Annotated in this window: 13 protein-coding genes; 8 read left to right on the forward strand and 5 right to left on the reverse strand. The window is 64.5% G+C overall.

The window, feature by feature from the left end; genetic code table 11:
* Positions 1–33 precede the first annotated feature (33 nt).
* The 3 genes from yidD to rpmH form a co-directional block, all read right to left on the reverse strand.
* Entirely contained in the window at positions 34–252 is a 219-nt protein-coding gene (gene yidD / locus KQI12_RS07150) for a membrane protein insertion efficiency factor YidD (RefSeq protein ID WP_216572126.1), read from the reverse strand.
* Positions 249–599 (reverse strand): ribonuclease P protein component, encoded by a 351-nt coding sequence (gene rnpA / locus KQI12_RS07155; protein ID WP_216572128.1) that lies wholly within the window; start codon positions 597–599, stop codon positions 249–251. Before rnpA ends, yidD begins: the two co-directional genes overlap by 4 nt.
* A 159-nt stretch (positions 600–758) precedes the next feature.
* Positions 759–893 carry a 50S ribosomal protein L34 gene (gene rpmH / locus KQI12_RS07160; RefSeq protein WP_087261554.1) on the reverse strand — a complete coding sequence of 45 codons (135 nt, stop codon included), beginning with the start codon at positions 891–893 and terminating at the stop codon, positions 759–761.
* A 401-nt stretch (positions 894–1,294) separates the two neighbouring features.
* Between rpmH and dnaA the strand changes: the two genes are divergently transcribed.
* The 8 genes from dnaA to rnhA all read left to right on the forward strand — a co-directional run bounded on the left by dnaA (position 1,295) and on the right by rnhA (position 10,778).
* Positions 1,295–2,623, forward strand: a complete 1,329-nt coding sequence (dnaA, locus tag KQI12_RS07165) for a chromosomal replication initiator protein DnaA (RefSeq protein WP_216572136.1) — start codon at positions 1,295–1,297, stop codon at positions 2,621–2,623.
* Between the two features lie 309 nt (positions 2,624–2,932).
* On the forward strand, positions 2,933–4,045 hold the full coding sequence (dnaN, locus tag KQI12_RS07170; RefSeq protein ID WP_216572138.1) for a DNA polymerase III subunit beta: 1,113 nt from the start codon (positions 2,933–2,935) through the stop codon (positions 4,043–4,045).
* A gap of 44 nt (positions 4,046–4,089) precedes the next feature.
* On the forward strand, positions 4,090–4,302 hold the full coding sequence (locus tag KQI12_RS07175; protein WP_216572140.1) for an RNA-binding S4 domain-containing protein: 213 nt from the start codon (positions 4,090–4,092) through the stop codon (positions 4,300–4,302).
* Positions 4,299–5,408 (forward strand): DNA replication/repair protein RecF, encoded by a 1,110-nt coding sequence (gene recF, locus KQI12_RS07180; protein ID WP_216572146.1) that lies wholly within the window; start codon positions 4,299–4,301, stop codon positions 5,406–5,408. The genes KQI12_RS07175 and recF overlap by 4 nt, the downstream gene beginning before the upstream one ends.
* A gap of 27 nt (positions 5,409–5,435) precedes the next feature.
* The gene (gene remB / locus KQI12_RS07185; protein WP_216572149.1) at positions 5,436–5,702 is read left to right on the forward strand and encodes an extracellular matrix regulator RemB; all 267 of its coding nucleotides are present in this window, start codon (positions 5,436–5,438) and stop codon (positions 5,700–5,702) included.
* 74 nt (positions 5,703–5,776) lie between these two features.
* Positions 5,777–7,720, forward strand: coding sequence for a DNA topoisomerase (ATP-hydrolyzing) subunit B (gene gyrB, locus KQI12_RS07190; protein WP_216572151.1), 1,944 nt, complete (start codon positions 5,777–5,779; stop codon positions 7,718–7,720).
* 15 nt (positions 7,721–7,735) lie between these two features.
* Positions 7,736–10,279, forward strand: coding sequence for a DNA gyrase subunit A (gyrA, locus tag KQI12_RS07195; RefSeq protein WP_216572153.1), 2,544 nt, complete (start codon positions 7,736–7,738; stop codon positions 10,277–10,279).
* A 61-nt stretch (positions 10,280–10,340) separates the two neighbouring features.
* Complete coding sequence (rnhA, locus tag KQI12_RS07200) at positions 10,341–10,778, forward strand: ribonuclease HI (protein WP_216572160.1); 438 nt, start codon at positions 10,341–10,343, stop codon at positions 10,776–10,778.
* Positions 10,779–11,552: 774 nt separating this feature from the next.
* Here the strand turns inward: rnhA and KQI12_RS07205 are convergent.
* Together KQI12_RS07205 and KQI12_RS07210 are read right to left on the reverse strand one after the other, a co-directional pair.
* Positions 11,553–12,866: a stage 0 sporulation family protein gene (locus KQI12_RS07205; RefSeq protein ID WP_216572163.1), complete on the reverse strand. Its 1,314-nt coding sequence runs from the start codon at positions 12,864–12,866 to the stop codon at positions 11,553–11,555.
* 41 nt (positions 12,867–12,907) lie between these two features.
* Positions 12,908–13,969 carry an ATP-binding protein gene (locus KQI12_RS07210; RefSeq protein WP_216572165.1) on the reverse strand — a complete coding sequence of 354 codons (1,062 nt, stop codon included), beginning with the start codon at positions 13,967–13,969 and terminating at the stop codon, positions 12,908–12,910.
* Position 13,970: the final 1 nt, after the last annotated feature.

Genomic DNA, 13,970 nt, shown 5'->3' on the forward strand with positions numbered 1-13,970 from the left:
GTACAGATCGGGAAGCCGGGGACATACGGTCGGTCAGGGCACCGGGTCGTACTGGACGCTCTCCTGCCGATGGAAGGGGTGGCATCGCAGCAGACGGCGCAGGGCCAAAAAGCCCCCCTTGCAGGCGCCGTACTTCTCCACCGCCTCCAGCGCGTAGGCCGAGCAGGTAGGGATGAAGCGGCAGCAGGGGGGATGCAGGGGCGAGATGGCCCGCCGGTAAAACCGGATGGCCGTCAGGAGGAAAGACTTCATCCGTCCTTCTCCCGGATCAGCAGGCCCAGGCGGTCCAGGTCCTTCAGGAGCTCTCGCTCCAGCACCGGATACCGGGAGAAGCCGGCCTTCACCCGGGCCACGATCACGATGTCATAGCCCCGGCGGATCTCCGCCTCGTGGAGGCGGAACGCCTCGCGGATACGGCGGCGGGTCCGGTTGCGGAGCCACGCCTTGCCCACCTTGGTGCCCACAGTCAGGCCCAGGCGGTCATGATCCAGTCGGTTCTTCCGGCAGTACACCGCCAGACAGGGGGACACCGCCGACTTGCCCTTACTGTACAGCCGGCGGAACTGATGGTTCTGCTTCAGCGAGACGGTGGTCTCCACGATGTTCTCCCCCCTCGGAAAAATACGCTGCCCTCATCGGTACGGGACCGTACCGAAATGCCCCGGATACTGATCAGGGGCGGTGGGATGACGCTCCCCCGCCCCTTGTCTCCACTCTATACCGTTGTTCCCGGACGCGGGCTGTCCTCCTGAAACGGATCAGTGAGACAGGCGGGCGCGGCCCTTGGCACGGCGGCGAGCCAGCACCTTGCGGCCATTGGCGGTGGCCATGCGCTTGCGGAAGCCATGGACCTTGGAGCGCTGACGCTTCTTGGGCTGATAGGTACGAACCATTTCCGGTACACCTCCTAATTTATTCTGGCAGGTCTTACACCTGCCCGCCACAACGGCCGGAGGACCGGCCGCGGTCGTCAAAAGGAAAAATGCTTTACACCGGCCATGATGGCATGGTGTATCCTGTATTATAGCGTATGGAGAAATGCCATGTCAACACCATTTTCCCCGCTCTTCAGAACTTTCCACAGGCGGATCGTCTCTATTCGGCGGGCTGTCTACCTCATCTTGTGGCAAGTGCCCGGTTATCCACAATTTTACGCGGTTTTCCACCTCAAAATGTGGATAACTCATTGCCTTAGGCCCCTTTCTTTGGTATAATGTCCTGTAACGATCATAATGGGGAAGGTCCTGTCTGCCGCCGGCGGGGACGGGCTTCCTTTTTTCAAAGGAGTGATCCTATGAACTCTCCAGCCGACGTCTGGACCATGGTCCTCAAGCTCATGGAGGCGGAGATGACGCCCACCACCATCCACACCTGGTTCGACGATGTGCAGGCCGTATCCATCGACGCCAACCAGTTCGTCATCTGCGCCCCAGTATCCTTCAAGCGGGACATGATCGCCGACCGATACACCCCCGCCATCCAAAAGGCGCTCCACGAGCTCTTCTCCAGTGACTTCGAGGTGATCGTGATCGGGGAAGAGGACAAGAACACCTTCGTCAAGCCTGACCGCCCCGCAGACGACAGCAGCTTCCTCCCCGGCACGGAGGAGTACACCTTCGAACGGTTCGTGGTGGGCGCGTCCAACAAGTTCGCCCACGCCGCCGCCCTGGCCGTGGCCGAGAACCCGGCCAAGAGCTACAACCCGCTGTTCATCTACGGCGAGTCCGGCTTGGGCAAGACCCACCTCATGTGCGCCATCGCCCACCGGATCCACCGGAACCACCCGGATTACCGGGTCCTCTATTTGAAGAGCGAGACCTTCTGCAACGAGCTGATCCAGGCGATCCAGCAGGGCCGCAACGAAGAGTTCCGGGAGAAATACCGCTATGTGGACGTGTTCCTCATGGACGACGTCCAGTTCATCGCCGGCAAAGAGAGCTCTCAGGAGGAGATGTTCCACACCTTCAACTCGCTCTATGAGGCCGGGCGGCAGATCGTGTTCACCGCCGACCGCCCCCCCAAGGAGATGCTCCGGCTGGACGACCGGCTGCGCACCCGGTTCGAGTGGGGCCTGCCCGTGGACATCCAGCCCCCGGACTATGAGACCCGGGTGGCCATCATCAAGAACAAGGCCATCCGCCGCGGCATGAACCTGCCCGAGCCAGTACTCCAGTACATCGCCGAGAACATCACCTCCAACGTCCGCCAGATCGAAGGCACGGTCAACAAGATCCTGGCCTTCCAGGAGCTGATGGGAGAGAGCGTGGACGTGGACATGGTGATACGGGCCGTCCGCGATATGTTCAAGGAGCGGGCCGAGTTCCTGCCCTCTCCGGACATCATCATCGAGGAGGTCAGCAAATTCTACGACATCGACGCCGACGCCATCCGGGGCCAGGGCCGCACCAAGGACACCGCTCTGGCCCGGCAGATCGCCATGTATCAGATCCGGCAGATGACCAACCTCTCTCTGAAGGAGATCGGCAAGGAGTTCGAGGGCCGGGACCACACCACCGTCATGCACTCCATCGAGCGGGTGGAGAAGCTCATGAAGACCAGGCCCGAGATCAAAGAGGTCATCAAAGATCTAAACTCCAACATCAATGCCCGGTACGACAACTGACCGGACGTTCCACCAAAGGGGACACACCGGTGGAAAGACCGGACGGGCTCCATCCCACACGATCCCACATTTCCACACAGATCCGGGGAAATGTGGAGAACGGCCGGTGGATGGAATGTGGAAAGCCGTTCGCCCCGTGGAAAACCGCGGCAGATATCCACAAGGCCTGTGGACGCCGAACACTTAGCGGCGCAGGCAAAACGTCCACTTTTCCACAATATTTTCCCCTACTACTACTACTACTATTTTATCCCTCTCCTCTCTTCCTGGACCGGAAGTCTGGAGCCACAAACGGAGGTACCACCTGATATGAAGTTTTCCTGCGAAAAAGCTCTGCTCCAAACGGCGATCAACACCACATCGCGCGCCGTGTCTCCAAAGAGCTCCATCCCAGCCCTGGAAGGCATCCTGCTGGAAGCAGGAGAGGACCTGCGGCTCACCGGCTATAATCTGGAGACCGGCATCCGTACCATCGTTCCCGCCGAGATCCAATCCAAAGGCACCCTGGTCTTGGGGGCACGTCTTTTTGGAGAGATCATTCGTAAGCTCCCTGACGACATCATCACCTTCACCGCCGAAAACTACATGGTCAACATCAAGTGCGGCATGAGCGAATTCAACATCCTCGGCACCGACCCAGAGGAATTCCCCGAACTGCCCAACGTGGAATACCAGAATTCCTTCACTATCGAACGGTCCAAGCTCAAGGCCATGATCGGGCAGACCCTCTTCGCCGTCAGCGACAACGAAAGCCGGCCCATCCACACCGGATCCCTCTTCGAAGTGGACCAGAACGGCCTGACCATCGTCTCTGTAGACGGCTACCGGCTGGCCCTGCGGCACGAGTCGATCCAAAATAAGGAAGGAACGGACGGATTTTCCTTCGTCGTGCCCGGAGCAGCCCTGTCCGAGGTGGAAAAGATCTGCTCCGATGTGGACGAGCCGGCTTCCGTCACTCAGGGCTCCCGCCATGTGATGTTCAAAGTGGGGGACACCATGCTGGTGGCCCGCCGGCTGGAGGGCGAGTTCCTGGCCTACCGCCAGGCGATCCCCCGCAACAACACCATCCATGTGGAGGGCGACACCAAGACCCTGCTGGCCTCCATCGACCGGGTGTCCCTGATCATCAGCGATAAGCTGAAAAGCCCCCTCCGCTGTGTGTTCGATCAGGATCTGCTGCGGATCACCACCAAGACCGCCATCGGCGACGCCGCCGACCAGTGCCCCATCCAGGGAGACGGCACCGGCCTGGAGATCGGCTTCAACAACAAGTATCTGATGGACGCCCTCCGGGCGGCCCCGGCGGACCGGGTCCGGCTGGAGCTGACCACCAGTGTGTCCCCCTGTGTGATCCTGCCCGTGGAAGGGGAAGAGAACTTCCTGTATATGGTCCTGCCGGTGCGCCTGAAGGCCGGCGAATGAGACTGGATATGTATCCACGCCCGTGCAGGAGGAAAGGATAAGATATGCAAACGAAAGAAATAGCCATCACCACAGAGTTCATCAAGCTGGAGGCCTTCCTGAAATTCACCGGGGCCGTGTCCACCGGCGGCGAGGCCAAGAACCTGATCCAGGACAGCCTGGTGAAGGTCAACGGCGAGGTCTGCACCATGCGGGGCAGGAAGCTGCGGCCCGGCGACACGGTGGAGCTGGGAGAGACCCGCCTGAGCGTGCGATGATCGTCCGCCGGCTGGAGCTGGAGGGCTTCCGCAATTACGCGGCGGCGGCGGCGGAGTTCGCCCCCGGCGTCAATGTGATCTGCGGCGAGAACGCCCAGGGCAAGACCAATCTGCTGGAGGCGGTGGGATATCTCTCCGGGGCCCGGTCCCACCGGGCCAGAGGGGACCGGGAGCTCATCGCCTTCGACCGGGATCAGGCCCTCCTCCGGGCGGAGCTGGAGGGGCGGGGGCGGACCTTCGCCGTGGAGGCCCAGCTCTTCCGGGGGCGGCGGCGGAAGCTGTCCGTCAACGGAGTGCCCCTCAGGACGGCGGCGGAGTTGTCCGAGCTGATCCACACGGTGCTCTTCTGTCCCGGGGACCTGAGCATCATCCAGGCCGGCAGCGCCGAGCGCCGCCGCTTCCTGGACCAGGCCATCTGCCAGCTCCGGCCCCGGTACGCCGCCGCTCTGGCGGAATACCACCGGCTCCAGGAGCACAAGACCCGCATCCTGCGGGACTGGGAGGACAAGCCCTCCCTGCTGGACCTGCTGCCCGAGTTCAACGACCGGATGGCCCGGTGCGGCGCGGTGGTGGTCCACTACCGGGCCCATTTCATCCGCCGGCTGTCCGAGCGGGCGGCGGCCATCCACGCCGAGTTCGCCGGCGGGCGGGAGCAGCTCTCTCTGTCCTACCAGACCGTCAAGACGGTGGGGGACCCGCTCCTGCCCACCAGAGATATCTATCCCAGGCTCCTGGCCCATCAGGAGAGCCACCGCCGGGCGGAGCTGGACAGCCGCGTCTGTCTCTCCGGTCCCCACAAGGACGATCTGCTGGTGGCCATCGACGGCCGTCCGGCCCGGCAGTTCGCCTCTCAGGGCCAGACCCGGACCGCGGTGCTCTCCCTGAAACTCTCCGAGCGGGAGATCCACCGGGAGGACACCGGGGAGTGGCCGGTGCTCCTGCTGGACGATGTGCTCTCCGAGCTGGACCAGCGGCGGCGGGACTTCGTCCTCCGCCGGATCGGCGGCGGGCAGGTGTTCATCACCTGCTGTGAGGAGGAGGGGCTGGAGGAGCTGGAGGGCCGCACCTTCCACATCCGGGCCGGCGCACTGACGGCCGGCCCCTGACCATGGGACGAAGGAGGAGGGAGATCCGTGTATCTGCATCTGGGACGATCGGTGGTGGTCCCGTTCCGGGACGTGCTGGCGATCTGCGACATGGACAACGCCACCGCTTCCCACCGGACCCGGAAGTTCCTGGCCCGGGCCGAGCGGGAGGGGAGAGTGGTCAATGTGTCCGACGACCTGCCCCGGTCCTTCGTCCTCTGCGGCCGGAGGGACGGGAGCTGGCAGATCTATATCTCCCAGCTCTCCTCAGGCACCCTCCTGCGGCGGGTGGAGCAGTTCAGCCGGCCCGGATAGGGGCCCGCATTTCGGAAAACGCTATTTGACGGGCGGCGCGGACGCGCCCCCATTTCATCGACGGAGGTCAACTTATGTCTGAAGAACTGGAATTGAACCAGACCCAGGTGGAGCACGAGTATACCGGCTCCGAGATCCAGGTCCTGGAGGGGCTGGAGGCGGTGCGCAAGCGGCCGGGCATGTACATCGGCTCCACCTCCTCCTCCGGTCTGCACCATCTGGTCTATGAGATCGTGGACAACGCCATCGACGAGGCGCTGGCCGGCTACTGTGACGACATCTCCGTCACCATCCTGGACGGGGACATGATCCGGGTCACCGACAACGGCCGCGGCATCCCTGTGGACATCCAGCCCCAGACCGGCAAGCCCGCCCTGGAGGTGGTGTTCACCATCCTGCACGCCGGCGGCAAGTTCGGCGGCGGCGGCTACAAGGTCTCCGGCGGCCTCCACGGCGTGGGCGCCAGCGTGGTCAACGCCCTGAGCGAGTGGCTGGAGGTCCGGGTCCACAAGGACGGCAAGATCTATGAGATGAAGTTCTCCCGGGGCCATGTGACCCAGGAGATGACCGTGGTGGGCGCCACCGACCGCCACGGCACCGAGGTGGTGTTCAAGCCCGACCCCGAGATGTTCGAGGACACCGTGTACGACTACAAGATCCTCCACACCCGGATGCGGGAGGAGGCCTTCCTGAACGCAGGCGTCCGGATCCGCACCGAGGACCAGCGTCCCGGGAAGGAACAGTCCGACGAGATGCACTACGCCGGCGGCATCCGGGAGTTCGTCACGTTCATCGATCAGAACAAGACCCCGCTCCACAGCGACGTGATCTACATCGCCGGCCAGCGGGACGACTCCGTGGCCGAGGTGGCCTTCCAGTACAACGATGACTACAACGAGAACATCATCTCCTTCGCCAACAACGTCCACACCCCTGAGGGCGGCATGCACGAGGAGGGCTTCCGCCGGGCCCTGACCAACGTGCTCAACAGCTACGGCCGCAAGATCGGCGTGCTGAAGAACGAGGATAAGGTCTCCGGCGAGGACTGCCGGGAGGGCCTCACCTGCGTCATCTCCGTGAAGCTGACCAACGCCCAGTTCGAGGGCCAGACCAAGGCCAAGCTGGGCAACAGCGAGATCCGTACCTTGGTCAACGCCATCGTCTCTGAGAAGCTGGATGAGTACCTGGAGGAGAACCCCGCCGTGGGCCGGGCCATCCTGGAAAAGGCCCTCACCGCCAACCGGGCCCGGGAGGCCGCGCGGAAGGCCCGGGAGTCCATCCGCCGCAAGACCGCTCTGGGCGGTGCGGCCATGCCCGATAAGCTCCGGGACTGCAATATCAGCGAGCCTGAAGTCACTGAGATCTACATCGTCGAGGGCGACTCCGCCGGCGGCTCCGCCACCCAGGGCCGGGATTCCCAGTTCCAGGCGATCCTCCCCCTGTGGGGCAAGATGCTCAACGTGGAGAAGGCCCGGGCCGACAAGGTCTACGGCAACGACAAGCTCCAGCCTGTGATCACCGCCCTAGGCGCCGGCATCGGCGAGGAGTTCGACATCAGCAAGCTCCGCTATCACAAGATCATCATCATGGCCGATGCCGATGTGGACGGCGCCCATATCCGCACCCTGCTGCTGACCTTCTTCTTCCGGTTCATGCGGCCCCTGATCGAGCACGGCTATGTGTACTCCGCCGTGCCGCCCCTGTTCAAGTTGACCCGGGGCAAGACCACCCGCCTGGCCTTCTCCGAGGAGGAGCGGGACCGGCTCAGCGCCGAGCTGAGGGGGGACAACCCCAACGCCAAGGTGGACATCAGCCGCTTCAAGGGCCTGGGCGAGATGGATCCCCACGAGCTGTGGGAGACCACCATGGATCCGGAGAAGCGGACCCTGCGCCGCATCACCCTGGACGACGCCGTGGCCGCCGACGCCACGTTCACCGTCCTCATGGGCGAGAAGGTGGAGCCCCGGAAGGAATTCATCGAGCGCAACGCCAAGTACGCGGTCAATCTGGACTACTAAGGAGAAGAGACACCGATGGCAAGCAATAAACGAAACCATGTGGATCCGGAGGAGTTTCGCTTCCCCGACCAGGTGATCCACGAATCCCCCCTCGTCCCGGAGATGGAGCAGTCCTATATCGAGTACGCCATGAGCGTCATCAAGGGCCGGGCCCTGCCCGACGTACGGGACGGCCTGAAGCCCGTCCACCGCCGCATCCTCTACGCCATGTATGAGGACAACCTGACCCATGACAAGCCCTTCAAGAAGTCCGCCACCTGCGTGGGCGACGTGCTGGGCCGCTATCATCCCCACGGCGACGCCAGCGTCTACGACGCCATGGTCCGCCTGGCTCAGGATTTCTCCATGCGCTATATGCTGGTGGACGGCCACGGCAACTTCGGCTCCGTGGACGGCGACCCCCCGGCCGCCTACCGCTACACCGAGGCCCGGCTGTCCAAGATCTCGGAGGAGATGCTCCGGGACATCGAGAAGGACACCGTGGACTGGGATCCCAACTTCGATGAGAGCCGGAAAGAGCCCCGGGTCCTGCCCTGCCGCTTCCCCAACCTGCTGGTGAACGGCTCCAGCGGCATCGCCGTGGGCATGGCCACCAACATCCCGCCCCACAACCTGCGGGAGGTGATCGGGGCCTGCATCCAGGTGCTGGACGACCCCGAGTCCACCCTGGCCGACCTGATGGAGCACGTGAAGGGCCCCGATTTCCCCACCAGCGGCATCATCATGGGCCGGTCCGGGATCCGGGCGGCCTACGCCACCGGCCGGGGCAAGGTCATCATCCGGGCCCGCGCCGAGTTCGAGGAGTTCGGCAAGGACCGGACCCGCATCGTGGTCACGGAGATCCCCTATCAGGTCAACAAGCGCCAGCTCATCAAGAACATGGCGGACCAGGTGGAGGACAAGCGTCTCCAGGGCATTTCCGACATCCGGGACGAGACCGACCGGAACGGCATGCGCATCGTGATCGAGCTCAAGCGGGACGCCAACCCCCAGGTGGTGCTCAACCGCCTCTTCGCCCAGACCCAGCTCCAGTCCTCCTTCGCGATCAATATGCTGGCCCTGGTGGACGACCAGTCCCAGCCCAAGATCCTCTCCCTGCGCCACATCATCGATGAGTACCTGAAGTTCCAGGAGGAGATCATCGTCCGCCGGACCCGGTACGACCTGAAGAAGGCCCAGGAGCGGGCCCATCTGCTGGAGGGCCTGCTGATCGCCCAGGACCACATCGACGAGGTGATCCGCACCATCCGGGAGAGCTATGACGACGCCAAGGAGAACCTAATGGCCCGGTTCAGCCTGGACGACATCCAGGCCCAGGCCATCCTGGATATGCGCCTGAAGGCCCTCCAGGGCCTGGACCGGGAGAAGCTGGAGAACGAGTACAGGGAGCTGGAGGCCCGGATCGCCTACTATGAGGAGCTTCTGGCCTCGGACGAGAAGATCCGCGGCGTCCTCAAGACCGAGCTCCAGGCCATCGCCGACAAGTACGGCGACGAGCGCAAGACCGAGATCCAGGACGTGGAGGACGAGATCGACATCGAGGACCTGATCGAAGAGGAGGAGTGCGTGTTCACCCTCACCTCCGCCGGGTACATCAAGCGTCTGCCCGCCTCCACCTACCGGGCCCAGCGCCGGGGCGGCAAGGGCATCTCCGCCCAGACGCTGAAGGAAGAGGACATGGTGGAGACCGTGTTCACCGCCTCCACCCACGACTTCATCCTCTTCTTCACGAACAAGGGCCGGGTCCACCGGAAGAAGGGCTATCAGATCCCCGAGGCGGGCCGCACCGCCAAGGGCACCAATATCGTCAACGTCCTGCCGGTGGAGAGCGATGAGAAGGTCACCGCCATGATCCACCTGCGGGAGTTCCCGGAGGACCGTTATCTGGTCATGGTCACCCGGAAGGGCACCGTGAAGCGGATCCAGCTCTCCTCCATCAACACCGCCCGGAAGGCGGGCATCCGGTGCATCACCCTGCCCCCCGACGACGAGCTGATCGCCGTCCGGGAGACTGACGGCGATCAAGCCATCCTGATCGCTACCCACGAGGGCATGAGCATCTGCTTCCAAGAATCCGACGTCCGGTGCATGGGCCGGGACGCCTGCGGCGTGCTGGGCATCCGGCTCCGTCAGGGCGACTATGTGATCGGCGCGGCCCGGGCCAAGCGGGACCATCAGGTGCTGATGATCACCGAGAACGGCTTCGGCAAGCGCACCGACATGGACGAGTATATCCGGGGCGACGGTCCCCAGAAGCGGGGCGGCTATGGCCTGAAGGGCTATCAGGTCACGGCCAAGACCGGTCCTGTGGCCGCTATGAAGGTGGTCAGCGATGACGACGACATCCTGATCATCTCCGACGACGGCACCATCATCCGCACCCATGCCGCCGGGATCAGCATCTACTCCCGGGCCGCCCAGGGCGTGAAGGTCATGTCCCTGAACGAGGGCGTGAAGGTCATCTCCATCGCCCGTACCGAACACGAGGACGAGGAGGCGCTCCCCGCCGAGGGAGAGGCCGCCCATGAGGTCCCTGCTGAGCCCACCACGGAGGTGTGAGCATGAGCCGGTACGAGATGAGCCTCGGTCCCAAGACCGCGGACACAGAGGAGAAGAGCCGGTGAAGCAGGTCACGATCTATACGGATGGAGCCTGCTCCGGCAACCCCGGCCCCGGCGGCTGGGGGGCGATCCTCCAGTATGGCCCCCACCGGAAGGAGATGTCCGGCGGGGAGGCCCAGACCACAAACAACCGCATGGAGCTGACCGGTGTGATATCCGCCCTGCGGGCGCTGAAGGAGCCCTGTGAGGTGGAGCTGTATTCCGACTCCAAGTACGTCCTGGATGCCCTCCAGAAGGGCTGGGCCAAGGGCTGGCGGTCCCGGGGCTGGGTGAAGTCGGACAAGAAGCCGGCCCTGAACGCCGACCTCTGGGCGGTCCTGCTGGATCTGTGCGACTATCACACGGTCCATCTCCACTGGGTGAAGGGCCACGCGGAGAACGCCAACAACAACCGCTGTGACGAGCTGGCTGTGGCGGAGAGCAAAAAATTCCGATGAATGCGAGAAGACCGTCCCCTGTTCCGACTGGAATGGGGGGCGGTTTTTTTGTCAAGTGGGCGGCAGGACGGGGCGGCTGTGATATTTGTTCCGCCCACGGGTGGGGAGATGTGTCCTCGCTTGCGCAGCCGTTGGCGGCTCTGCCGCCTTACGGATGCGGCATGCCCCTTGCGGGTGCGGACGGGCCGCCTATCCGGCGGGGACCCTATTTCTTTTTCTGAGCGTCAGAAAAAGAAACAGGGGAAAGAAAAAGAGCGCCAGAGGGGGACAGTCAATCCCCCTCTGGACTCCCCCCAATGCGTCCCCGGCTGGCGTTCGAGGGCAGAAGCGCCCGCGCGAGCCTGGCAGCACACACACGTTCGCTTGGCGCTCCCGACGGACGTTTTTCGGCTCAAAAGACAAGATGGCCTGCCGCTTCGAAGGGCAAGATCGGACGGGAGCGCTCTGTACGTCCAGACTATCATAGGGGCGGCGTCCCCGACGCCCCACCATAGACTTTCGACCGTGCGCTCCGCGCGATCAGAGGACATCCGAGATGAGGACAGGGCCTTTATGATCATATCGGGAGAGAACGAGCGCATAGGGGGTGTCCAGAGGGGAGGTCCGCCCCCTCTGGCGTTCTTTTTTTTTCCCCCCTTTCTTTTTTCTCACGCGAGAAAAAGAAAGGGGGCTCCCGCCGAGCAGGCGGCCCATCCGGCGAGGACACAACATTTTTCGTTGAGCGGATAAAAAACGCCCCCGCTCGATCTCCCGAGCGGGGGCGTTGTGGTCCTGTCATTCGGCTTTCGGAGGCGTTCCGCTCTCGCCCTTGGGCTTGTTCCCACGGGGGCGGCGCCAGCGGCGGCGGGGCTTCTTGGGCGCTCCGCCTTCCTGCTCCGGAGCAGGATCGGCAGGCTTAGAGGCCGGGGCGTTCTGAGGAGCCGGAGCGGGTCTGTCCTCCCGGACCTCTCTGGTGTCTTTTGACTTGGGGGCGGGACGGTCGTTCCGGGGCTTGGGCGGACGGGGCTTCCGGGGCTGGCTCTGCCCCTCGGCCGGGGCCTGCTGGCCCTTGGGAGGCCGGCCGCCGCTGTTCCCGCCATTCCCGTTCCCCGGACGGGAGGGCCGGCGGCGCTCCCGCTGAGGCTTCCGGTCGGGCGTGGGATCGGAGAGGCCGGACAGACTGGCCAGCGCGGCGGAGAGCCGGTCCTCCTCCGTCTCGGCGGCGGGATCTGCGGGGCGGCGGAGCTTGGCCAGCTCCTCCGGCGGCGGGGCCACATAGCCCTCGGGGCGCTTGCCCTTGCCATTGCGGACCACGCACAGCTCACAGTTGTGGTAGCACTTGGGGGCCTCCGGCTCGTCCTCCAGACGGACCTTCACGGTCTCCCGCAGGAGGTCCACCTGAGAGACGGTGCCCACGCCGTCGGGGGTCTCCACGAAGGACTCGTTCTTGGGCATCCGCTTCACCGCGTCCTCATAGGCCGCCTGCTCATACTTGAGGCAGCACATGAGCCGGCCGCAGGTGCCGGAGATCTTGGTGGGGTTCAGGCTGAGCCCCTGGGTCTTGGCCATCTTGATGGACACGGGCTGGAACTCGTCCATGAACCCGCAACAGCAGAAGGGACGGCCGCAGATGCCGAGGCCGCCCAGCATCTTGGCCTCGTCCCGGACGCCGATCTGCCGCAGCTCGATCCGGGTGTGGAACACGCCGGCCAGGTCCTTCACCAGGGCGCGGAAGTCCACCCGGCCCTCGCTGGTGAAGAAGAACAGGATCTTGCTCCCGTCGAAGTTGTACTCCACCTCCACCAGCTTCATCTCCAGCCCGTGGGCGGCGATCTTTTCCTGGCAGATCCGGAAGGCCCGGGCCTCCTTCTCCTTGTTGCGGCGGATGTTCTCCAGGTCCTTTTCCGTGGCGATGCGGACCATGGGACGGAGGGGCTGGACCACGGCGGAGTCCTCCACCATGGTGTTGCCCTGGACGCAGTCGCCGTACTCGATGCCCCGGGAGGTCTCGATGATCACGCCCTGTCCGGGGCGGACCTGGACGCCTTTGGGGTCGAAATAGTATTGCTTGCCCCCGCTCTTGAAGCGGACGCCGATGATCTCGGTCATTCAGTTACCTCATGTCTGTCGTATATCGGTCGAAAGGGATGTCATACGGGGAAGGGGACGGAAGGAAGCCCCTGCCGCCGGGGGAGGGCGGCCAGCTCCGCGCAGAGCCAGCCGGTCAGGTGTCCCACGCCGGTGTTGTGGGCGCAGGCCTCCCGGAGCCGGTCCATGATCTCCACCGCCGCCAGGAGGGAGCGGGGCGGCAGGGCGGCGGCCAGCGCGGCGGCGGCCTGCCGTCGTTCCGGGTCCTGATCGGCCCCGGCGTGGACGCCCTGGACCAGCGCGTCCCGCAGGAGACGCACCGTCTCGGCCATCAGGGCGGAGAAGCGGGTCCAGTCCCAGCCATCTTTGTTCTTATCGGCCTTCTTGTCCTGTTCCAGTCCAGCACAGAAGGCGCAGAGGGCCAGCTCATCCCCGCGGGCCAGCGTCCCGGCCAGAGCCAGCGCGGTCTGCCGGACCTTCTCATCTATGTCGTCGGCCCCGTCCAGCTCCTCTACGGCGCGGCCCAGCAGGCCCTCGCACCGGCGGGCGGCGGTCTGGAGCTCTTCCGGGGCGCGGTCCGGGAAGTGGGCCCGGAGGAACCCCTCTGCCTCCGCCAGAGAGACGGGGGAGAGGGTCAGCACCTCACAGCGGGAGCGAACGGTGGTCAGCAGGAGCTGGGCGTTCTCCGCCAGCAGGAGGAAGGCTGCGTAGGGGGGACCGTCCTCCAATACCTTGAGCATGGCGTTCTGGGCGGAGTCCTTCATACGGTCGGCCTCTTCCAGAAGGTAGACCTTCCGGGCGGCCTCGTTGGGGCGGATGTAGGCGTCGGAGCGCATGGCCCGGATCTGGGCCACATTGATCTCCTTGCCGTCCTCCCCGACGATCTGGATGATGTCCGGGTGGATGCCGCCCGCCGCCTTGCGGCAGCCGGAGCAGAGGCCGCAGGGGACGTCACCGTCCGGGGCGGAGCAGACCAGGGCGGCGGCCAGGATCCCGGCCAGCGTGTGCCGCCCGGAGCCCTTGGGACCGCTGATGATGTAGGCGTGGGAGAGGCCGCGGCGCTCCGTCTGGAGCTCCAGGCTCCGCTTGAGGGCGTCGTTGCCGGTCAGCGCTTGGAGACGCATG

The organism is Pseudoflavonifractor sp. MSJ-37 (genome assembly GCF_018917965.1).
In the GTDB taxonomy this organism is placed as follows: Bacteria; Bacillota; Clostridia; order Oscillospirales; family Oscillospiraceae; genus Pseudoflavonifractor_A.

Bases quoted from the DNA above. Each gene is read 5' to 3' on its own strand.
- gyrA (WP_216572153.1), top strand. From the start codon at position 7,736: ATGGCAAGCAATAAACGAAACCATGTGGATCCGGAGGAGTTTCGCTTC.
- recF (WP_216572146.1), top strand. From the start codon at position 4,299: ATGATCGTCCGCCGGCTGGAGCTGGAGGGCTTCCGCAATTACGCGGCG.
- KQI12_RS07175 (WP_216572140.1), top strand. From the start codon at position 4,090: ATGCAAACGAAAGAAATAGCCATCACCACAGAGTTCATCAAGCTGGAG.
- KQI12_RS07210 (WP_216572165.1), bottom strand. From the start codon at position 13,969: ATGCGTCTCCAAGCGCTGACCGGCAACGACGCCCTCAAGCGGAGCCTG.
- dnaA (WP_216572136.1), top strand. From the start codon at position 1,295: ATGAACTCTCCAGCCGACGTCTGGACCATGGTCCTCAAGCTCATGGAG.
- rpmH (WP_087261554.1), bottom strand. From the start codon at position 893: ATGGTTCGTACCTATCAGCCCAAGAAGCGTCAGCGCTCCAAGGTCCAT.
- yidD (WP_216572126.1), bottom strand. From the start codon at position 252: ATGAAGTCTTTCCTCCTGACGGCCATCCGGTTTTACCGGCGGGCCATC.
- KQI12_RS07205 (WP_216572163.1), bottom strand. From the start codon at position 12,866: ATGACCGAGATCATCGGCGTCCGCTTCAAGAGCGGGGGCAAGCAATAC.
- dnaN (WP_216572138.1), top strand. From the start codon at position 2,933: ATGAAGTTTTCCTGCGAAAAAGCTCTGCTCCAAACGGCGATCAACACC.
- gyrB (WP_216572151.1), top strand. From the start codon at position 5,777: ATGTCTGAAGAACTGGAATTGAACCAGACCCAGGTGGAGCACGAGTAT.